Raw genomic sequence first — 17,479 nt, forward strand, 5'->3', positions numbered from 1 at the left:
GCGATGGATGCAGCGATTGGGGACGCGGCCCTGGCCCACGTAATATCTACTCTGGCGGTGCCGTCTGACTTCTTTTGAAATGGAGGTCGGGTCTTTGTCCAGGGAGCGGGCTATGGTGCGGAAGGAGTGGCGTTTTTCAAGTGAGTGTTGAATGGCGTAACGATCTTCAAGGGTTAAATGTTTCTGTGTTGTCATAGGTGAACACTTCCTTCTTTTTGTAAGTGAGGAAGCAAAACATTATCCACCTTGAATTATAGGCTGTTTGCAGGAGTGAATTCCACTCCCAGCTTTGCAGAAGTTAATTCCGTATTTTGAACCAGTCAACTGGAATTTAGTTTTTCAAATAACAGAAATTGGAAATTTAGATTATTTTCAGAAAAAGACTTGCCTAACTCACTGCGATTGTGTATAATATATTGGTACGGCATTCATGGTTATGAATAAAGTATTGGGGACCGTTCATTCGGGAACCGCAGCTAAGAGACGAGAGGTTGCGATACACCCGGTCGCTTTGTCACGGCGGGTGTGCCGGGGAATTTTCGTGGAGCTAGTCTTATGAATTACATCTGACGAAGGAGGGAACAACATGGCAAAACAAAAAATACGTATTCGTTTAAAGGCATATGAACACCGTGCTCTTGATCAATCAGCGGATAAAATCGTGGAAACAGCAAAAAGAACGGGAGCTACCGTTTCAGGTCCGATTCCATTGCCGACTGAAAGACAACTTTACACAGTGATCCGTGCTACTCACAAGTACAAAGATTCTCGTGAGCAGTTCGAAATGCTTACACACAAACGTCTTATCGACATCATCAACCCAACAACAAAAACTGTTGACGCTTTGATGAAGCTTGATTTACCAAGCGGCGTAGACATCGAAATCAAACTATAATCAAAACCAAATCATATAAAAAACAAACGGAGGTGTTACCATGACCAAAGGAATCTTAGGCAAAAAAGTAGGAATGACTCAATTCTTTACTGCAAACGGTGAGTTAGTACCAGTTACAGTTATCGAAGCTACTCCAAACGTTGTTTTGCAAGTCAAAACAAACGAAACAGACGGCTACGAAGCGGTACAACTAGGCTACCAAGAAATGCGTGAAGTATTGTCAAACAAACCTGCTAAGGGTCATGCAGCAAAAGCAAAAACTGCTCCTAAGCGCTTCATTCGTGAATTTAACAATGTTGAGCTGGGAGAATACGAAGTAGGAAAAGAAATCAAAGTTGATATCTTTGAAGCAGGCGACATTGTTGATGTCACTGGTACCACTAAAGGACATGGTTTCCAAGGCGTAATCAAACGTCACGGACAAAGCCGCGGACCAATGGCCCACGGTTCACGTTACCACCGTCGTCCTGGTTCAATGGGTGCTGCTTCATTCCCATCCCGCGTATTCAAAGGCAAAAAATTAGCAGGACGTATGGGTAACGATCGCGTTACTATCCAAAACCTTGAGATCGTTATGGTTGACGTTGAGAAAAACGTAATCCTGATCAAAGGTAATGTACCTGGTTCTAAAAAATCATTGATCGAAATCAAAACAGCTCGTAAAGCTGTCAAAAAATAAGAAAATAAGAGAGGAGGAACGAGAATAATGCCAAACGTAGCCTTATTTAAACAAGATGGAACACAAAACGGTGAAGTGACTTTGAATGAAGAAATCTTTGGAATCGAGCCAAACGAAAACGTTGTTTACGATGCAATCATCATGCAACGCGCTTCATTGAGACAAGGAACTCACGCAGTAAAAAATCGTAGCGCTGTTAGCGGCGGTGGCCGTAAACCATGGCGTCAAAAAGGAACAGGCCGTGCACGCCAAGGTTCAATCCGTTCACCACAATGGGTTGGCGGCGGAGTTGTCTTTGGACCAACACCTCGTTCTTACAGCTATAAATTAAACAAAAAAGTTCGTCGTTTAGCTATCAAATCAGTTCTTTCATCTAAAGTGGCTGAAGGAAACTTGATCGTAGTCGAAACATTGAACTTCGATGCACCAAAAACAAAAGAATTTGCGAATGTGTTGAAAAACCTTAACGTTGATACGAAAGTATTGGTTGTTGTAGAAAACGACAACGATTTTGCAGCATTATCAGCACGTAACCTTCCTGGCGTAACAGTTGTTAACGAAACAGGAATCAACGTATTGGATGTTGTTTCAAACAACAAACTAGTCTTGACACAAGCTGCTCTTTCTAAGGTAGAGGAGGCTCTTCAATAATGGAAGCAACAGACGTTATCAAACGCCCAATCATCACGGAAGCTTCTATGCTTGCAATGGATGACAAAAAATATACCTTTGAAGTGGATGTTCGCGCTAATAAAACTTTAGTCAAACAATCTGTAGAAGCATTGTTCGGCGTAGAAGTCAAAAACGTAAACATCATGAATGTGCGCGGCAAACTAAAACGTATGGGCAAATACAAAGGCTATACAAGAAAACGCCGCAAAGCGATCATCACTTTAACTGAAAATTCTAAAACAATCGAATTATTCGAAAATTAATCCATTGAAATAATCAAATAGGAGGGAAAAAAACGTGGCGATTAAGAAATACAAACCTACCACAAACGGCCGTCGTAATATGACTGGTTCAGATTTCGCAGAGATCACAAAAACAACGCCTGAGAAATCATTGATCGAACCAATCAAAAGAAAAGCCGGTCGTAACAACCAAGGTAAAATTACCGTTCGTCATCAAGCGGGTGGACACAAACGTGCTTACCGTGTGATCGACTTCAAACGTAATAAAGACGGAGTTATTGGTATCGTCAAAGCAGTTGAGTACGATCCAAACCGCACAGCAAACATCGCATTGATCCAATATGTCGATGGAATCAAAACTTACATCATTGCCCCTAAAGGCATCGAAGTAGGCCAACAAATCGAATCTGGAGTAGGGGCTGACATCAAAGTCGGTAACGCATTGCCATTGGCAAACATCCCAGTCGGTACTGTTATCCACAACATCGAAACTAAACCAGGCAAAGGCGGCCAATTGATCCGTTCAGCTGGTACAAGCGCTCAAGTACTTGGTCAAGAAGGTAAATACACTTTGGTTCGTTTGAACTCAAGCGAAGTACGTATGATCCTTTCGACTTGCCGTGCTACAATCGGTTCAGTTGGTAACGAACAACACGAATTGATCAACATCGGTAAAGCCGGACGCAGCCGTTGGATGGGTAAACGCCCTACAGTCCGCGGTTCTGTAATGAACCCTAACGATCACCCACACGGTGGTGGTGAAGGTAAAGCTCCAATCGGACGCAAAGCGCCAGTTACTCCTTGGGGTAAACCTGCTCTTGGACTTAAGACTCGCAACAAGAAAGCTAAGTCAAGCAAGCTGATCGTTCGTGGACGCAAAAAATAATTATCACAACAATAATTAAGAGAAGCAACACATAATCGAAAGGAGGCTTCACCATGGGTCGTAGTTTGAAAAAAGGACCTTTTGTCGATGAGCATTTGGTTAAGAAAGTAGAAGCTGCATTAGCTAGCGAAAAGAAACAAGTCATCAAAACTTGGTCTCGCCGTTCTACAATTTTCCCGCAATTCATCGGTCAAACAATTGCAGTATATGATGGAAGAAAACACGTTCCAGTTTACATTCAAGAAGACATGGTAGGACACAAACTAGGAGAATTCGCTCCTACAAGAACATACCGTGGACATGCGGCAGACGACAAAAAGACAGGTCGCCGTTAATTACGAGGGGAGGAAATAACATGCCAGAACAAATCACAGAAGCAAAAGCATCTGCAAAAACTGTTCGCATTGCCGCTCGTAAGGTTCGTTTAGTAGTGGATCTTATCAGAGGCAAGAGCATCGGAGAAGCAATCTCCATTCTGAAATTCACACCGCGTGGCGCTTCGCCCGTTGTAGAAAAAGTGTTGATGTCAGCAATTGCCAATGCAGAACATAATTATGATTTAGATATTGAAAACTTGGTAGTAAGCGAAGCTTATGTTAACGAAGGACCAACGATGAAACGTTTCCGTCCACGTGCAAAAGGATCAGCTTCACCAATCATGAAACGTACTAGCCACATCACAATCGTGGTATCAGAAAAGAAGGAGGGATAATCTGTGGGTCAAAAAGTACATCCATTAGGATTGCGTGTCGGCATCATCCGTGACTGGGATGCTAAATGGTACGCAGAAAAAGATTTCGCAGCTTTCTTACATGAAGATTTGCGCATCCGTAAATACATCGAAAAGAACCTAAGCGAAGCTTCTGTTTCTAAAATTGAAATTGAACGTGCTGCTAACCGCGTGAACGTCTCCATTCATACTGCAAAACCTGGTATGGTTATCGGTAAAGGCGGTTCTGAAGTAGAAAAAACTCGTAAAGAGTTGAATGAATTAACTGGTAAAAAAGTACACATCAACATCGTGGAAATCAAAAAACCAGATTTGGATGCTAAATTGGTCGGCGAAGGCATCGCTAAACAGTTGGAAAACCGTGTAGCTTTCCGTCGCGCTCAAAAACAAGCAATCCAACGCACAATGAGATCTGGCGCTAAAGGGATCAAAACGCAAGTTTCTGGTCGTTTGAACGGTGCAGATATCGCTCGTGCAGAATCTTATTCTGAAGGAACTGTTCCATTGCACACTTTGCGTGCCGATATCGACTACGCATGGGAAGAAGCAGATACAACTTATGGTAAATTGGGCGTTAAAGTTTGGATTTACCGTGGTGAAGTTTTGCCAGCAAGAAAAACAACTGAGAAAGGAGGGAAATAACCAATGTTAGTACCTAAACGTGTAAAACACCGTCGTGAGTTCCGTGGAAAAATGCGCGGAGAAGCTAAAGGCGGAAAAGAAGTCGTATTTGGCGAATTTGGTTTGCAAGCAGTGGACTCTCACTGGATCACAAACCGTCAAATCGAAGCAGCTCGTATCGCTATGACTCGTTACATGAAACGTGGCGGGAAAGTTTGGATCAAAATCTTCCCTCACAAATCATATACATCCAAAGCTATCGGAGTTCGTATGGGTTCCGGTAAAGGGGCACCTGAAGGTTGGGTATCTCCAGTTAAACGCGGCAAGATCATGTTCGAAGTAGCAGGCGTCCCTGAAGAAGTGGCACGCGAAGCTCTACGCCTTGCATCACACAAATTGCCAGTTAAAACAAAAATTGTAAAACGTAAAGAAATTGGTGGTGAATCGAATGAAGGCTAATGAACTTAAAGAGTTATCCACTGCTGAAATGATTGAAAAAGAAAAACAATTCAAAGATGAATTATTCAATCTACGATTCCAACTTGCAACCGGACAGTTAGAAAATACTGCCCGCTTGAAAGAAGTACGCAAATCAATTGCACGTATTAAAACTGTATTGCGACAACAAGAATTGCAAAAATAGTAGATCAGCAAAGGAGGTCACAACGAAATGACTGAACAACGTAACCAACGTAAAGTCTACCAAGGCCGTGTTGTTTCCGATAAAATGGATAAAACGATTGTTGTAGAAGTATCTACATACAAAACACATCCTACTTACGGTAAACGCGTTAAGTACTCTAAAAAGTACAAAGCACATGATGAAAACAACCAAGCAAAAATGGGTGATGTAGTCAGAATTATGGAAACTCGTCCATTATCTGCTACTAAAAACTTCCGCTTGCTTGAAGTTGTCGAAGAATCAGTAATCATCTAAAGAAAATAATATTTCTATATCCGGAAGGAGGATACTGAAGTGATACAAACAGAAACTCGCTTAAAAGTCGCTGACAATTCAGGCGCTAAAGAAGTGCTTACTATTAAAGTATTAGGTGGTTCAAACCGCAAATTCGCAGGAATTGGTGATACAATCGTCTGCACAGTAAAACAAGCTACACCCGGTGGTGTTGTCAAAAAAGGTGATGTTGTTAAAGCTGTTATCGTTCGTACGAAACACGGCGCACACCGTAAAGATGGTTCTTACATCAAATTTGACGAAAATGCTTGTGTAATCATTCGTGACGACAAGAGCCCACGTGGAACACGTATCTTTGGACCAGTTGCACGTGAATTGCGTGATAACAACTACATGAAGATCGTTTCCCTAGCTCCAGAAGTATTGTAATCAACTGTCATAAATGAAGGAGGTGCAACAACGCATGCACGTAAAAACTGGTGATAAAGTTAAAGTCATTACTGGAAAAGATAAAGGAAAAGAAGGAGTCATCCTTAAAACTTTCCCTAAAAAAGATCGTGTTATTGTCGAAGGCATTAATATTGTCAAGAAACATCGCAAAGCTTCCCAAACAAACCCAACAGGCGGAATCCTTGAGGAAGCAGCACCTATCCATGTTTCTAACGTTATGTTAATTGATGCTAAAACTGGCGAACCTACTCGCGTAGGCTCTAAAGTCGTAGATGGCAAAAAAGTCCGTGTTTCCAAAAAAACCGGCGAAATCATTGATTAATTATTAGAGAAAGGAGGATATTCTAAATGAACCGTTTAAAAGAAAAATATACAAAAGAAATCGTTCCATCATTGATGGAAAAATTTGAATACAGCTCAATCATGCAAGCACCTAAGATCGAAAAGATCGTTATCAACATGGGTGTGGGTGATGCTGTGTCAAACACAAAAAACCTGGACAAAGCAGTTGAGGAACTAACTCTGATCTCTGGTCAAAAGCCAGTCATTACGTTAGCTAAAAAATCAATCGCTGCATTCCGTTTGCGTGAAGGTATGCCTATCGGTACTAAAGTTACTTTACGTGGCGAAAGAATGTACGACTTCTTGGATAAACTAGTAACAGTTTCATTGCCACGTGTACGTGACTTCCGTGGGATCAGCAAAAAATCTTTTGATGGTCGTGGAAACTATACTTTAGGTATCAAAGAACAATTGATTTTCCCAGAAGTTGACTATGATAGAGTCGACAAAGTACGTGGTATGGATATCGTTATCGTAACTACTGCTAACACTGACGAAGAATCAAGAGAATTATTGACTCAACTTGGAATGCCATTCCAAAAATAAGCTAAGGAGGCGAATAATAAGTGGCTAAAAAATCCATGATTGCTAAAAACAAACGTCCCGCAAAGCATTCTACTCAAGCTTACTCTCGTTGTGAACGTTGCGGACGTCCACATTCAGTTTATCGCAAATTCAAACTTTGCCGTATTTGCTTCCGTGAACTTGCCTATAAAGGACAAATTCCCGGCGTGAAAAAGGCTAGCTGGTAATTTAACCATACTCGCAAAAGGAGGTATAATGTAAATGGTCATGACAGATCCAATCGCAGATTTCTTAACTCGTATTCGTAATGCCAACATGGTACGTCACGAATCTTTGGAAGTCCCTGCATCAAAAACAAAACTAGAGATCGCGAACATTCTTAAAGCTGAAGGTTTCATCAAAAACTTTGAATACACTTCAGACGACAAACAAGGTGTTATCCGCGTATTCTTGAAATACGGTCCAAACAACGAACGCGTTATCACTGGTCTGAAACGTATTTCTAAACCAGGTTTGCGTGTATACGCTAAAACTGGCGATATCCCTAAAGTATTGAACGGTTTAGGAATCGCAATCGTGTCTACTTCTGAAGGTGTTATCACTGACAAAGAAGCAAGAGCTAAAAACGTCGGCGGCGAAGTATTAGCTTACGTTTGGTAATTTTCAAAAAATAAGAGAAAATAAAGGAGGTGCAGCCCTGTGAGTCGTATTGGTAATAAACTAATCGAAATCCCAGCTGGCGTAACCGTTACTCAACAAGGTAACACTGTTACAGTCAAAGGCCCTAAAGGCGAATTGACAAGCACATTTAATGACATGATCGGTATCAACATCGATGGAAACACTGTTACTTTCACTCGTCCTAACGAAGAAAAATTCACTAAATCCATTCACGGTACTACACGCGCGTTGTTCAACAATATGGTCGTAGGCGTATCTGAAGGTTTTGCGAAAGAATTGGAGTTAGTAGGGGTTGGGTACCGTGCGCAATTGCAAGGAAACAAACTTGTATTGAACGTCGGATATTCTCATCCAGTTGAATTCACACCTGAAGCCGGTATCGAAGTGGAAGTTCCATCAAACACTAAGATCATCGTTAAAGGTTACGATAAAGCTAAGGTTGGCGCTTTGGCAGCCAACATCCGTGGCGTACGTCCACCAGAGCCTTACAAAGGTAAAGGGATCAAATACGTTAACGAAATCATCCGTCGTAAAGAAGGTAAGACTGGTAAATAATAGTCCGCTATTTTTACTGTCTGCCTGAACGAACGACAAAATAAAATAAAAATAAAGAGGTGACAATTGTGATTACTAAACCAGATAAAAACAAAGTGCGCCAAGCTAGACACGCACGTGTAAGAAGAAAAATCTCTGGTACTGCTGAGTGCCCACGCTTGAACGTTTTCCGTTCCAACAAAAACATCTACGCGCAATTAATTGATGACGTAGCGGGTGTGACGCTAGCAAGTGCCTCTACAAAAGAATCAGAAATCGCAAAAGGTACTAAAACTGAAGCTGCTGCTGCAGTTGGAAAACTGATTGCTGAACGTGCTACTGCAAAAGGAATTAAAGAAGTAGTCTTTGACCGTGGTGGCTATCTGTACCATGGCCGTGTGCAAGCTTTAGCTGAAGCTGCCCGCGAAAATGGACTAGATTTCTAAGAAAAGGAGGATAACCACACATGGTTTATGTTGACCCAGCTCATATTGAATTAGAAGATCGCGTAGTTGCAATCAATCGTGTAACAAAAGTTGTTAAAGGTGGACGTCGTCTGCGTTTTGCTGCTTTAGTTGTTGTAGGAGACAGAAACGGACGTGTAGGCTTCGGTACTGGTAAAGCAGCCGAGGTTCCAGAAGCGATTCGTAAAGCTATCGAAAGTGCTAAAAAGAACCTGATCGAAGTACCAATGACTGAATCTACAATTCCTCACCAAGTTATCGGAACTTTCTGTGGCGGTAACGTAATGTTGAAACCTGCTAAATCCGGTTCCGGAGTATCTGCAGGCGGACCAGTCCGTGCCGTTGTGGAATTAGCGGGTATCGCTGATATCACAAGCAAATCTCTTGGTTCGAACACACCTATCAACATGGTACGTGCTACAATCGAAGGTTTGAAACAATTGAAAAATGTTGACGATGTTGCGAAATTGCGCGGCAAGTCGGTTGAAGAACTATTAGGATAAGGAGGACCACATAATGGCAGAAGTAAAGATCACTTTAACACGCAGCTTGATTGGACGTCCTCAAAACCAAAAAGATACTTGCAAAGCTTTGGGATTGTCCAAAATCGGCAAAACTGTTGTGAAACCAGCTAACCCAGCTATCTTGGGCATGATCAACACAGTTAGCCACTTAGTAACAACTGAAGAAGTTAAATAATAAATATCAGATTGAAGGAGGTGCCAAGTTACTATGAAACTTCATGAATTAAAACCAGCTGAAGGCTCACGTAAAGAGCGTAACCGTGTAGGTCGCGGATCTTCATCCGGTAATGGTAAAACATCCGGTCGTGGACACAAAGGTCAAAAAGCCCGTTCAGGCGGCGGCGTAAGACTTGGATTCGAGGGTGGACAAACTCCATTGTTCCGTCGCGTTCCAAAACGTGGATTCACGAACATCAACCGCAAAGAGTATGCTGTTGTCAACTTAGAAACATTGAACCGTTTCGAAGAAGGAACAGAAGTTACTCCAGCTTTATTAGTTGAAACTGGTATTGTCAGAGATGAAAAATCAGGCATCAAAGTTTTGGGCAACGGAAGCGTTGAGAAAAAACTGACAGTCAAAGCTAATAAATTCTCCGCAGCAGCACAAAAAGCTATCGAAGCTGCAGGTGGGACTGTAGAGGTGATCTAATGTTTGCTCTTCTGAAAAATGCATTTCAGGCGAAGGACATTAGAAATAGAATCTTCTTTACTCTAGGTATGCTGATTGTGTTCCGTCTCGGAACACATATTACTGTACCAGGTGTTGATGCGGGTGCCATCACAAACTTGGCATCGACAGGCTTATTCAGCCTGTTGAACACATTCGGAGGTGGAGCACTGAGTCAGTATTCCATTTTCGCAATGGGTGTTTCGCCATACATCACTTCTTCTATTGTTGTTCAATTGTTACAAATGGACATTGTTCCCAAATTTGTGGAATGGTCCAAACAGGGTGAAGTAGGTAGAAGAAAGTTAAACCAAGTAACAAGGTACTTAACAGTCATTTTAGCATTTGTACAATCCGTCGGTGTTTCTATCGGTTTCAACCAATTATCCAATTTGGGTTTGGTCAACGATCCGGGCATGACGACCTATATGATCATCGCTTTGGTGATGACGGCAGGTTCCATGCTGGTTGTTTTTATCGGAGAATCGATTTCAATGCACGGTATCGGAAACGGAACGTCGTTGATCATCTTCTCAGGTATCATCGCAAGAATCCCTACAGATCTTTACTCCTACTACAATGAACGTTTTGTTGATGCAGGATCCGATTTGATGAACAATATCTTGTTCTCGGTTGCGCTGTTGGCAGCGATATTGTTGGTGGTCACACTCGTTGTGTACGTTCAACAAGCCGAACGTAAAATCCCGATTCAATATTCCAAGCGTGCTTCCGGATCTAATCAATCCGCGCATCTGCCCTTAAAAATAAATTCAGCCGGAGTCATTCCGGTAATCTTTGCCAGTTCTTTCATGATGACGCCGCAAACGATCCTCGGATTCTTTGCGACTAATTACAGCGAAGCAAACTGGTATCAAATTTTATCAACCATCTTTAATTACCGTGAGCCCATCGGTGCAACAATCTATACGGTATTGATCATTGTCTTCACTTACTTCTATGCCTTCATTCAGATCAACCCTGAAAAGATGGCGGAGAACTTGCAGAAGCAAGGCGGCTATATTCCAAGTGTACGTCCGGGTAAGGGGACAGAAGATTATATTTCCGGCATGATTATGCGCTTAAGTACGGTCGGTGCGCTATTTCTTGGACTGATTGCGCTATTGCCAATCGTTGCCTCTGGTTTGTGGGATTTGCCGAGCTCGCTCGCCCTGGGCGGAACGAGTCTCTTGATTGTAGTCGGTACTGCACTGGAAACGGCGAGACAAATCGAAGGTCGAATGGTCAAACGTAATTACCAAGGATTTATTCAATAGTAAGTTTGTGGGGGGGAAAGAGATTTCCTCGTCACATATTCTTACATCTTTAGGAGGCAGTAAAATGATGAACCTAATTATTATGGGTCTTCCCGGTGCTGGAAAAGGAACACAGGCTGAAAAGATCATCGCGAAATACAATATTCCGCATATCTCTACAGGGGACATGTTCCGAGCTGCCATGAAAAATGAGACAGCCTTGGGCCTGGAAGCAAAATCATATATGGATAAAGGCGAACTTGTTCCAGATGAAGTGACGAACGGAATCGTTAAAGAGAGATTAGCAGAATCTGATACTGAAAAAGGCTTTTTGTTGGATGGTTTTCCAAGAACCCTCGTACAAGCAAAAGCGCTGGAAGCTATCATGAACGAACTCGACAAAAAAATCGATGCTGTTATTAACATTGATGTGAACCCTGAAGTTTTGATGCAACGTCTGACGGGTAGAATCATTTGCCGCTCTTGCGGAGCGACTTACCACAAAACAAACAATCCTCCGAAAGTGGAAGGAACGTGCGATCGTTGTGGCGGACACGAATTCTATCAACGCGAAGATGATAAGCCTGAAACCGTAGAAAATCGCATTCAGATTAATCTTGAACAGTCTCAACCAATCATTGCATTTTACAGCGAAAAAGGATTGCTACATAACGTTGATGGCGAAATCGGCATCGACAATGTATTCACCGAAATCCAAAAGATTATAGAATAGTCGCAAATGTCATTTGAAGTTAATCGAAATTTTCTTTTCAATCGATACTTGCTATGGTATAATCTAGCAGTTAGAGTAAAAATTGCCAAGACATGAGATTAATCAGCTCAACAGAATGTTAGGAGGTTAGCAGGCGTGGCGAAAGACGATGTCATTGAGATTGAAGGAGTAGTCGTTGAAACTTTGCCCAATGCAATGTTTAAAGTCGAACTTGAAAATGGTCACATAGTATTAGCACACGTATCTGGTAAAATTAGAATGCATTACATCCGCATTTTGCCAGGCGATAAAGTTACGGTAGAATTATCTCCGTACGATCTTACTCGTGGACGCATTACTTACCGCTTTAAATAATTGCACTCCATCACTAAATAGGAGGGAATTTAAATGAAAGTAAGAGCATCAGTAAAACCCATTTGCGAAAAATGCAAAGTCATTCGCCGCAATGGTCGTGTTATGGTGATTTGCGAAAATCCCAAACACAAACAACGCCAAGGATAATAACAAGGAGGTGCCTATAAATGGCTCGTATCGCAGGAGTAGATATTCCGCGTGACAAACGTGTAGTTATTTCATTAACTTATATTTTTGGTATCGGTTTGAACACAGCTAAAAATGTTTTAGCAGCAGCTGAGGTTTCAGAAGATACTCGCGTTCGTGATTTAACGAATGATGAATTGGACCGTATCCGTATTGAAGTGGATAAATTGAAGGTCGAAGGGGATCTTCGTCGTGAAGTGAACTTGAACATTAAACGATTGATCGAAATCGGTTCTTACAGAGGATTGCGTCACCGTCGTGGTTTGCCTGTTCGCGGACAAAACACTAAGAACAACGCTCGTACTCGTAAAGGCCCGGCTAAAGCAATCGCTGGTAAGAAAAAATAATAATTAAGTGAAGGAGGTCAAAACTTCATGGCTAAAAAAGTAGCTCGCAAACGTCGTGTGAAAAAGAATGTTGAAGCAGGTGTAGCACATATCCGTTCTACATTCAACAATACTATTGTTATGATTACAGATGTACATGGAAATGCTATTTCATGGTCGTCAGCAGGTTCATTAGGATTCAGAGGTTCTCGTAAATCTACTCCTTATGCTGCACAAATGGCTGCAGAAGCAGCAGCTAAAGTTTCTATGGAACATGGCATGAAAACAGTGGAAGTCGCTGTTAAAGGTCCTGGTTCAGGACGTGAAGCTGCCATTCGTTCATTACAAGCAGCAGGTTTGGAAGTTACCGCGATCCGCGATGTAACACCTATTCCTCACAATGGATGCCGTCCACCAAAACGTCGTCGTGTTTAATTGAGAATTGTACTGATATGTAACGAAACGCAATGGACTCACTAACATGAACTTAACGTTTTGAAAGGGGTAAATTGATAAATGATCGAAATTGAAAAACCAAGAATTGAAACGATTGAGATCAGCGAAGATGCCAAATTCGGCAAATTCGTTGTAGAACCACTAGAACGCGGTTATGGAACAACACTTGGTAACTCATTACGTCGAATTCTATTATCTTCACTTCCTGGTACAGCTGTAACAACTATCCAAATCGATGGTGTTCTACACGAATTTTCAACGATTGATGGTGTTGTCGAGGATGTTACCCAAATCATTCTGAACATCAAAAAATTAGCTTTGAAATTGTATACGGACGAAGACAAAACAATCGAGATTGACGTAAAAGGTCCAGCAGTCGTGACTGCAGCGGACATTACCCATGACAGCGATGTGGAAATCTTAAACCCTGATTTATATATATGTACAGTTTCAGAGGGAGCACAATTTCATGTCCGCTTGGATGTAAAAAATGGCCGTGGTTATGTTCGTTCCGAATATAACAAAACGGAAGATATGCCGATCGGTGTTTTGCCAGTCGACTCCATTTATACTCCGATCAGCAAAGTAAATTATCAAGTTGAAAACACTCGTATCGGACAAAAAAATATTTATGATAAATTGACGTTGGATGTCTGGACAGATGGTTCCATCAGCCCGGAAGAAGCAGTCAGCTTGGCTGCCAAAATCCTTACCGAACATCTGAATATTTTTGTTAATCTGACCGATGAAGCCCGCAAGGCCGAGATAATGGTTGAAAAAGAAGAAACACATAAAGAAAAAATGCTGGAAATGACTATTGAAGAATTGGATTTATCCGTACGTTCTTATAACTGTTTGAAACGCGCAGGCATCAACACAGTCCAAGAATTGACAGACAAGTCTGAAGCAGAGATGATCAAAGTACGTAATCTGGGACGCAAATCACTTGAAGAAGTGAAGAATAAGCTGAATGATCTTAATCTAGGCTTACGTCAAGACGATTAGTACCGTAGCAAAGGAGGAAAACCTAGGATGGCTTACCGTAAATTAGGACGTACTAGCTCTCAAAGAAAAGCAATGCTTCGTGATTTAACAACTGATTTAATCATCAACGAACGCATCGTTACAACTGAAGCTCGTGCTAAAGAAATTCGTTCAACTACTGAAAAAATGATTACTTTAGGCAAACGTGGTGACTTGGCGGCTCGTCGTTTAGCAGCACAATTCGTTCGTAACGAAGTTGCAGACGTTCGCGAAGAAGACGACAAGATCGTTGTCGAAACTGCATTGCAAAAACTATTCAATGATATCGCACCTCGCTATGCAGAACGTCAAGGCGGATACACACGTATCTTGAAGACTGAACCTCGTCGTGGCGATGCTGCACAAATGGTTATCATTGAATTGGTATAATTCAATCGCATAAAGATGAAACGTTCACTTTTAGATGGAATAGAGTGTTATGATTATGGAACGCGTTCAGCCTTCCTAGTCTAGCTCAAGCTTCTTCCGAAGATCGCATGATCTTCGGAGGGGCATTATTCATCCAAGAAGTGCTTTTTTTATCAAAAGAAACTAGAAAATGCCTTTATATTTTCTAGTTTCTTTTGATACATAAATAAAAGCGTTTTATTTTTGCGCCGTGTCAAGACAGTGGATGAAAAATACGGGAGAGTAGTTTATACTTACTAAAGTAGACATTCCCTCTCCGTGTTTTTCATCTTTTTTTATCCTCGCGCACTTGTGGGAGCAACGACGATGGGATACGGGTACAGAGATTCATAAAAGAGAAAGTAGGACAGCCATCATGAATGACATTATTGAGTTGCGCAATGTGACTTTTTCCTATACAGAGGAAGATGCAAGGCCCGCATTGAACAACGTTTCGTTGACGATCCAACAGGGTGAATGGATCGCCATCATCGGGCCCAACGGATCAGGCAAGTCAACCTTGGCCAAAACGATCAACGGACTGATCGAAGCGAATGCCGGCGAAGTGATCATCGAGGGAATCCCCTTGAATGCGGAAACGGTCTGGGACGTCCGCAAAAAGATCGGCATGGTTTTCCAGAATCCCGACAACCAGTTTGTCGGTTCGACCGTGCAGGATGACGTGGCTTTCGGCCTGGAGAATGTCGGCATTCCGCGCGAGGAAATGGTGAAGCGCGTGGCCGATGCGGTAGCGGCAGTGAACATGGCCAACTTCATGGACAAGGAACCGGCACGCCTTTCGGGCGGTCAAAAACAACGGGTTGCGATTGCTGGGATCGTGGCTTTGTCCCCGGAAATCATCATCCTTGACGAAGCAACGACCATGCTGGATCCGGAAGGGCGTCATGAAGTCATCGAGACCATCCAGGAAATCAAAGAAAAGGAAAATCTGACGGTTATCTCGATCACGCACGACATCGACGAAGCCGCCAAAGCGAACCGCATTTTTGTGATGGAAGCCGGGCAGCTGAAACGGATCGGCACACCGGAAGAGATATTCAGCTTGGGCAAGGAGATCATTGACATCGGCTTGGATATCCCGTTTCCGGAAAAGCTGAAATACCAATTGAAGAGACAAGGGCTGGAAGTTCCGGAAGCCTATTTGACTGAGGAAGGGATGGTGAGTTGGTTATGGACATTACTTTCGAAAAAGTAGGCTATTCCTATTCTGCCGGTACGCCTTTCGAAAGCCGGGCCCTCTATGATGTGAACCTGAATATCCCGGACGGCAGCTACACCGCCTTGATCGGACATACCGGCAGCGGCAAGTCGACAGTCACGCAGCATCTGAATGCGCTGCTGAAACCAACGGAAGGCAGCGTGACAATCGGGGACCGCGTCATCACGAACAAATCGAACAACAAAAACCTGAAGGACCTGCGGAAAAAAGTCGGCATCGTCTTCCAGTTTCCGGAGTCGCAGCTGTTCGAGGAGACGATCGCGAAGGATATCGCTTTCGGGCCGATGAACTTCGGCGTCAGCGAAGCGGATGCGATGGTGATCGTAAGGCGCGTGCTGCCTTTGGTCGGCCTGGACGAAACCTTCATGGAGCGTTCCCCGTTCGACCTCTCAGGGGGGCAAATGCGGCGTGTAGCGATCGCGGGCGTATTGGCGATGGAACCGGAAGTGCTGGTTCTCGATGAACCGACAGCAGGATTGGATCCGGCCGGCAGACGCGAGATCATGAACATGTTTTACCAGCTCCATCTCGAAAAAGGCCTGACCATCGTATTGGTCACGCATCAGATGAATGATGTCGCCACCTATGCGGATCATGTGGTCATCCTCGAGAAGGGAACGGTCGTCAAGATGGGCAACCCGGCCGAAATCTTCCGCGATGCCGAGTGGCTGCAAGAGAAGCAGTTGGGTTTGCCGGATGCCTTGGCTTTCCTGGATCGACTAAGCAAAAAGACCGGCGTCGATTTCGGCGGTGAAAGACCTTTGCGGACGGAACAGCTCGCGGCTGTCCTGATCGCGAAAATCAATGAAAACAAAGGCAACGGAAATGCCGTTAGGGAAGAGGGTGGCACCGATGTTGGATAAATTGCTGTTCGGCCGCTACATCCAAGGGGACTCGCTGATCCATCGGCTGGATCCCCGCGCCAAACTGATTGGCGCATTCTATTTCATCATCGTCATTTTTCTGGCCAATAACTGGCATACCTATCTGATCATGACGTTGTTCACCATCTTGTGCGTCATCCTGTCCGGCATCAAACTCTCGGTTTTTCTGAACGGCGTGAAGCCGCTGATCTGGCTGATACTGTTCACGGTATTGCTCCAGATCCTTTTCACAAGGGGCGGTGAGACCTACCTGGAACTGGGACCGATCAGCATCACTTCATTCGGGGTGATCAACGGCGCCTTCATCTTCATGCGCTTCGTCCTGATCATCTTCATTTCGACGTTGCTGACGCTGACGACGATGCCGCTGTCGTTGACCGATGCGATCGAAAAACTTTTGGGCCCGTTGAAACGCTTCAAGGTGCCGGTCCACGAGATTGCTTTGATGCTCTCGATTGCACTGCGGTTCGTGCCGACATTGATGGATGAAGCTTCAAAAATCATGAATGCGCAACGGGCGCGCGGCGTCGAGTTCGGCGAAGGCAATATCGTCAAGCAGATGAAGGCCGTGACACCGATTTTGGTACCGCTGTTCGTCAGTTCCTTCAACCGTGCCGACGAATTGGCCAATGCGATGGAAGCGCGCGGCTATCAGGGCGGTGAAGGCCGGACGAAATACCGCATCCTTGATTGGCAGAGACGCGATACGCTGAGCCTGCTGGCCTTTGTCGTGCTGACCGGGTTGCTGTTGTTCTTGCGGTCCTGAGCGCTCAGGCGTGCAATCTGAA

At 43.5% G+C, this 17,479-nt stretch carries 33 protein-coding genes; 32 read left to right on the forward strand and 1 reads right to left on the reverse strand.

The features are described from left to right. A partial coding sequence (locus BMX58_RS10570; protein WP_131814079.1) for a helix-turn-helix domain-containing protein occupies positions 1–195 on the reverse strand: 195 nt, incomplete at its 3' end. 391 nt (positions 196–586) lie between these two features. Here BMX58_RS10570 and rpsJ point away from each other — a divergent pair. The 32 genes from rpsJ to BMX58_RS10730 all read left to right on the forward strand — a co-directional run bounded on the left by rpsJ (position 587) and on the right by BMX58_RS10730 (position 17,457). Continuing rightward, positions 587–895, forward strand: coding sequence for a 30S ribosomal protein S10 (gene rpsJ / locus BMX58_RS10575; RefSeq protein WP_068623097.1), 309 nt, complete (start codon positions 587–589; stop codon positions 893–895). Positions 896–935: 40 nt separating this feature from the next. Next, positions 936–1,574 (forward strand): 50S ribosomal protein L3, encoded by a 639-nt coding sequence (rplC, locus tag BMX58_RS10580; protein ID WP_068623096.1) that lies wholly within the window; start codon positions 936–938, stop codon positions 1,572–1,574. Between the two features lie 27 nt (positions 1,575–1,601). Next, the gene (rplD, locus tag BMX58_RS10585; protein WP_068623095.1) at positions 1,602–2,225 is read left to right on the forward strand and encodes a 50S ribosomal protein L4; all 624 of its coding nucleotides are present in this window, start codon (positions 1,602–1,604) and stop codon (positions 2,223–2,225) included. After that, the gene (rplW, locus tag BMX58_RS10590) at positions 2,225–2,509 is read left to right on the forward strand and encodes a 50S ribosomal protein L23 (RefSeq protein ID WP_068623094.1); all 285 of its coding nucleotides are present in this window, start codon (positions 2,225–2,227) and stop codon (positions 2,507–2,509) included. Before rplD ends, rplW begins: the two co-directional genes overlap by 1 nt. Before the next feature lie 34 nt (positions 2,510–2,543). Continuing rightward, on the forward strand, positions 2,544–3,374 hold the full coding sequence (gene rplB / locus BMX58_RS10595) for a 50S ribosomal protein L2 (protein ID WP_068623093.1): 831 nt from the start codon (positions 2,544–2,546) through the stop codon (positions 3,372–3,374). A gap of 53 nt (positions 3,375–3,427) precedes the next feature. Next, on the forward strand, positions 3,428–3,709 hold the full coding sequence (rpsS, locus tag BMX58_RS10600) for a 30S ribosomal protein S19 (protein WP_068623092.1): 282 nt from the start codon (positions 3,428–3,430) through the stop codon (positions 3,707–3,709). Between the two features lie 20 nt (positions 3,710–3,729). Further along, positions 3,730–4,086, forward strand: a complete 357-nt coding sequence (gene rplV, locus BMX58_RS10605; RefSeq protein ID WP_068623091.1) for a 50S ribosomal protein L22 — start codon at positions 3,730–3,732, stop codon at positions 4,084–4,086. Positions 4,087–4,089: 3 nt separating this feature from the next. Next, positions 4,090–4,746: a 30S ribosomal protein S3 gene (gene rpsC / locus BMX58_RS10610; protein WP_068623090.1), complete on the forward strand. Its 657-nt coding sequence runs from the start codon at positions 4,090–4,092 to the stop codon at positions 4,744–4,746. Between the two features lie 3 nt (positions 4,747–4,749). Next, positions 4,750–5,184, forward strand: coding sequence for a 50S ribosomal protein L16 (rplP, locus tag BMX58_RS10615; RefSeq protein ID WP_068623089.1), 435 nt, complete (start codon positions 4,750–4,752; stop codon positions 5,182–5,184). Further along, positions 5,174–5,368, forward strand: a complete 195-nt coding sequence (gene rpmC / locus BMX58_RS10620) for a 50S ribosomal protein L29 (protein ID WP_068558977.1) — start codon at positions 5,174–5,176, stop codon at positions 5,366–5,368. The genes rplP and rpmC overlap by 11 nt, the downstream gene beginning before the upstream one ends. A gap of 27 nt (positions 5,369–5,395) precedes the next feature. Further along, positions 5,396–5,662, forward strand: a complete 267-nt coding sequence (gene rpsQ / locus BMX58_RS10625) for a 30S ribosomal protein S17 (RefSeq protein ID WP_068623088.1) — start codon at positions 5,396–5,398, stop codon at positions 5,660–5,662. 39 nt (positions 5,663–5,701) lie between these two features. Beyond that, positions 5,702–6,070, forward strand: coding sequence for a 50S ribosomal protein L14 (rplN, locus tag BMX58_RS10630; RefSeq protein ID WP_068623087.1), 369 nt, complete (start codon positions 5,702–5,704; stop codon positions 6,068–6,070). A gap of 34 nt (positions 6,071–6,104) precedes the next feature. Continuing rightward, positions 6,105–6,413, forward strand: coding sequence for a 50S ribosomal protein L24 (gene rplX, locus BMX58_RS10635; protein ID WP_068623086.1), 309 nt, complete (start codon positions 6,105–6,107; stop codon positions 6,411–6,413). Between the two features lie 26 nt (positions 6,414–6,439). After that, a complete protein-coding gene (rplE, locus tag BMX58_RS10640) occupies positions 6,440–6,979 on the forward strand; it encodes a 50S ribosomal protein L5 (RefSeq protein WP_068623085.1) in 540 nt (179 codons plus the stop codon). A gap of 20 nt (positions 6,980–6,999) precedes the next feature. Then, on the forward strand, positions 7,000–7,185 hold the full coding sequence (locus BMX58_RS10645; RefSeq protein WP_072763659.1) for a type Z 30S ribosomal protein S14: 186 nt from the start codon (positions 7,000–7,002) through the stop codon (positions 7,183–7,185). 34 nt (positions 7,186–7,219) lie between these two features. Next, positions 7,220–7,618, forward strand: a complete 399-nt coding sequence (rpsH, locus tag BMX58_RS10650) for a 30S ribosomal protein S8 (RefSeq protein WP_068623084.1) — start codon at positions 7,220–7,222, stop codon at positions 7,616–7,618. 39 nt (positions 7,619–7,657) lie between these two features. Further along, positions 7,658–8,194 (forward strand): 50S ribosomal protein L6, encoded by a 537-nt coding sequence (gene rplF / locus BMX58_RS10655; protein ID WP_068623083.1) that lies wholly within the window; start codon positions 7,658–7,660, stop codon positions 8,192–8,194. A gap of 59 nt (positions 8,195–8,253) precedes the next feature. Beyond that, entirely contained in the window at positions 8,254–8,619 is a 366-nt protein-coding gene (gene rplR / locus BMX58_RS10660; protein WP_068623082.1) for a 50S ribosomal protein L18, read from the forward strand. A 20-nt stretch (positions 8,620–8,639) separates the two neighbouring features. Then, on the forward strand, positions 8,640–9,140 hold the full coding sequence (gene rpsE / locus BMX58_RS10665) for a 30S ribosomal protein S5 (RefSeq protein WP_068623081.1): 501 nt from the start codon (positions 8,640–8,642) through the stop codon (positions 9,138–9,140). Positions 9,141–9,153: 13 nt separating this feature from the next. Continuing rightward, the gene (rpmD, locus tag BMX58_RS10670) at positions 9,154–9,336 is read left to right on the forward strand and encodes a 50S ribosomal protein L30 (protein ID WP_068623080.1); all 183 of its coding nucleotides are present in this window, start codon (positions 9,154–9,156) and stop codon (positions 9,334–9,336) included. Positions 9,337–9,369: 33 nt separating this feature from the next. Continuing rightward, complete coding sequence (gene rplO / locus BMX58_RS10675) at positions 9,370–9,810, forward strand: 50S ribosomal protein L15 (protein ID WP_068623079.1); 441 nt, start codon at positions 9,370–9,372, stop codon at positions 9,808–9,810. Beyond that, positions 9,810–11,102, forward strand: a complete 1,293-nt coding sequence (gene secY / locus BMX58_RS10680; protein WP_068623078.1) for a preprotein translocase subunit SecY — start codon at positions 9,810–9,812, stop codon at positions 11,100–11,102. The genes rplO and secY overlap by 1 nt, the downstream gene beginning before the upstream one ends. A gap of 67 nt (positions 11,103–11,169) precedes the next feature. After that, positions 11,170–11,814 carry an adenylate kinase gene (locus tag BMX58_RS10685; protein WP_068623183.1) on the forward strand — a complete coding sequence of 215 codons (645 nt, stop codon included), beginning with the start codon at positions 11,170–11,172 and terminating at the stop codon, positions 11,812–11,814. A 135-nt stretch (positions 11,815–11,949) separates the two neighbouring features. Next, positions 11,950–12,168: a translation initiation factor IF-1 gene (gene infA / locus BMX58_RS10690; protein WP_068558953.1), complete on the forward strand. Its 219-nt coding sequence runs from the start codon at positions 11,950–11,952 to the stop codon at positions 12,166–12,168. A 33-nt stretch (positions 12,169–12,201) separates the two neighbouring features. Then, positions 12,202–12,315: a 50S ribosomal protein L36 gene (gene rpmJ / locus BMX58_RS10695; protein WP_062470716.1), complete on the forward strand. Its 114-nt coding sequence runs from the start codon at positions 12,202–12,204 to the stop codon at positions 12,313–12,315. A gap of 20 nt (positions 12,316–12,335) precedes the next feature. After that, positions 12,336–12,701, forward strand: a complete 366-nt coding sequence (gene rpsM, locus BMX58_RS10700) for a 30S ribosomal protein S13 (RefSeq protein ID WP_068623077.1) — start codon at positions 12,336–12,338, stop codon at positions 12,699–12,701. Between the two features lie 27 nt (positions 12,702–12,728). After that, entirely contained in the window at positions 12,729–13,115 is a 387-nt protein-coding gene (gene rpsK, locus BMX58_RS10705) for a 30S ribosomal protein S11 (protein ID WP_068623076.1), read from the forward strand. An 81-nt stretch (positions 13,116–13,196) separates the two neighbouring features. Next, positions 13,197–14,141, forward strand: a complete 945-nt coding sequence (locus tag BMX58_RS10710) for a DNA-directed RNA polymerase subunit alpha (protein ID WP_068623075.1) — start codon at positions 13,197–13,199, stop codon at positions 14,139–14,141. A 27-nt stretch (positions 14,142–14,168) separates the two neighbouring features. Then, positions 14,169–14,549, forward strand: a complete 381-nt coding sequence (gene rplQ / locus BMX58_RS10715; RefSeq protein WP_068623074.1) for a 50S ribosomal protein L17 — start codon at positions 14,169–14,171, stop codon at positions 14,547–14,549. A gap of 394 nt (positions 14,550–14,943) precedes the next feature. After that, on the forward strand, positions 14,944–15,783 hold the full coding sequence (locus tag BMX58_RS10720; protein ID WP_068623073.1) for an energy-coupling factor ABC transporter ATP-binding protein: 840 nt from the start codon (positions 14,944–14,946) through the stop codon (positions 15,781–15,783). Then, entirely contained in the window at positions 15,759–16,670 is a 912-nt protein-coding gene (locus BMX58_RS10725) for an energy-coupling factor ABC transporter ATP-binding protein (RefSeq protein ID WP_068623072.1), read from the forward strand. Before BMX58_RS10720 ends, BMX58_RS10725 begins: the two co-directional genes overlap by 25 nt. Continuing rightward, entirely contained in the window at positions 16,660–17,457 is a 798-nt protein-coding gene (locus BMX58_RS10730) for an energy-coupling factor transporter transmembrane component T family protein (RefSeq protein WP_068623071.1), read from the forward strand. The genes BMX58_RS10725 and BMX58_RS10730 overlap by 11 nt, the downstream gene beginning before the upstream one ends. The last annotated feature ends 22 nt before the right edge of the window (positions 17,458–17,479 follow it).

It is taken from the genome of Trichococcus ilyis, from assembly GCF_900109135.1.
Lineage (GTDB): Bacteria > Bacillota > Bacilli > Lactobacillales > Aerococcaceae > Trichococcus > Trichococcus ilyis.

Excerpts from the sequence above, each read along its gene's own strand:
- rpmD (WP_068623080.1), top strand. The coding sequence starts at position 9,154 with ATGGCAGAAGTAAAGATCACTTTAACACGCAGCTTGATTGGACGTCCT.
- rplQ (WP_068623074.1), top strand. The coding sequence starts at position 14,169 with ATGGCTTACCGTAAATTAGGACGTACTAGCTCTCAAAGAAAAGCAATG.
- rplV (WP_068623091.1), top strand. The coding sequence starts at position 3,730 with ATGCCAGAACAAATCACAGAAGCAAAAGCATCTGCAAAAACTGTTCGC.
- rplD (WP_068623095.1), top strand. The coding sequence starts at position 1,602 with ATGCCAAACGTAGCCTTATTTAAACAAGATGGAACACAAAACGGTGAA.
- BMX58_RS10725 (WP_068623072.1), top strand. The coding sequence starts at position 15,759 with ATGGACATTACTTTCGAAAAAGTAGGCTATTCCTATTCTGCCGGTACG.
- secY (WP_068623078.1), top strand. The coding sequence starts at position 9,810 with ATGTTTGCTCTTCTGAAAAATGCATTTCAGGCGAAGGACATTAGAAAT.
- rpsJ (WP_068623097.1), top strand. The coding sequence starts at position 587 with ATGGCAAAACAAAAAATACGTATTCGTTTAAAGGCATATGAACACCGT.
- rplW (WP_068623094.1), top strand. The coding sequence starts at position 2,225 with ATGGAAGCAACAGACGTTATCAAACGCCCAATCATCACGGAAGCTTCT.
- BMX58_RS10710 (WP_068623075.1), top strand. The coding sequence starts at position 13,197 with ATGATCGAAATTGAAAAACCAAGAATTGAAACGATTGAGATCAGCGAA.
- rpsE (WP_068623081.1), top strand. The coding sequence starts at position 8,640 with ATGGTTTATGTTGACCCAGCTCATATTGAATTAGAAGATCGCGTAGTT.
- rpsQ (WP_068623088.1), top strand. The coding sequence starts at position 5,396 with ATGACTGAACAACGTAACCAACGTAAAGTCTACCAAGGCCGTGTTGTT.
- BMX58_RS10685 (WP_068623183.1), top strand. The coding sequence starts at position 11,170 with ATGAACCTAATTATTATGGGTCTTCCCGGTGCTGGAAAAGGAACACAG.
- rpsM (WP_068623077.1), top strand. The coding sequence starts at position 12,336 with ATGGCTCGTATCGCAGGAGTAGATATTCCGCGTGACAAACGTGTAGTT.
- rpsK (WP_068623076.1), top strand. The coding sequence starts at position 12,729 with ATGGCTAAAAAAGTAGCTCGCAAACGTCGTGTGAAAAAGAATGTTGAA.
- rplO (WP_068623079.1), top strand. The coding sequence starts at position 9,370 with ATGAAACTTCATGAATTAAAACCAGCTGAAGGCTCACGTAAAGAGCGT.
- rplC (WP_068623096.1), top strand. The coding sequence starts at position 936 with ATGACCAAAGGAATCTTAGGCAAAAAAGTAGGAATGACTCAATTCTTT.
- rplE (WP_068623085.1), top strand. The coding sequence starts at position 6,440 with ATGAACCGTTTAAAAGAAAAATATACAAAAGAAATCGTTCCATCATTG.
- rplP (WP_068623089.1), top strand. The coding sequence starts at position 4,750 with ATGTTAGTACCTAAACGTGTAAAACACCGTCGTGAGTTCCGTGGAAAA.
- BMX58_RS10720 (WP_068623073.1), top strand. The coding sequence starts at position 14,944 with ATGAATGACATTATTGAGTTGCGCAATGTGACTTTTTCCTATACAGAG.
- rpmC (WP_068558977.1), top strand. The coding sequence starts at position 5,174 with ATGAAGGCTAATGAACTTAAAGAGTTATCCACTGCTGAAATGATTGAA.
- rplX (WP_068623086.1), top strand. The coding sequence starts at position 6,105 with ATGCACGTAAAAACTGGTGATAAAGTTAAAGTCATTACTGGAAAAGAT.
- rpsS (WP_068623092.1), top strand. The coding sequence starts at position 3,428 with ATGGGTCGTAGTTTGAAAAAAGGACCTTTTGTCGATGAGCATTTGGTT.
- BMX58_RS10730 (WP_068623071.1), top strand. The coding sequence starts at position 16,660 with ATGTTGGATAAATTGCTGTTCGGCCGCTACATCCAAGGGGACTCGCTG.
- rpsH (WP_068623084.1), top strand. The coding sequence starts at position 7,220 with ATGGTCATGACAGATCCAATCGCAGATTTCTTAACTCGTATTCGTAAT.
- rpmJ (WP_062470716.1), top strand. The coding sequence starts at position 12,202 with ATGAAAGTAAGAGCATCAGTAAAACCCATTTGCGAAAAATGCAAAGTC.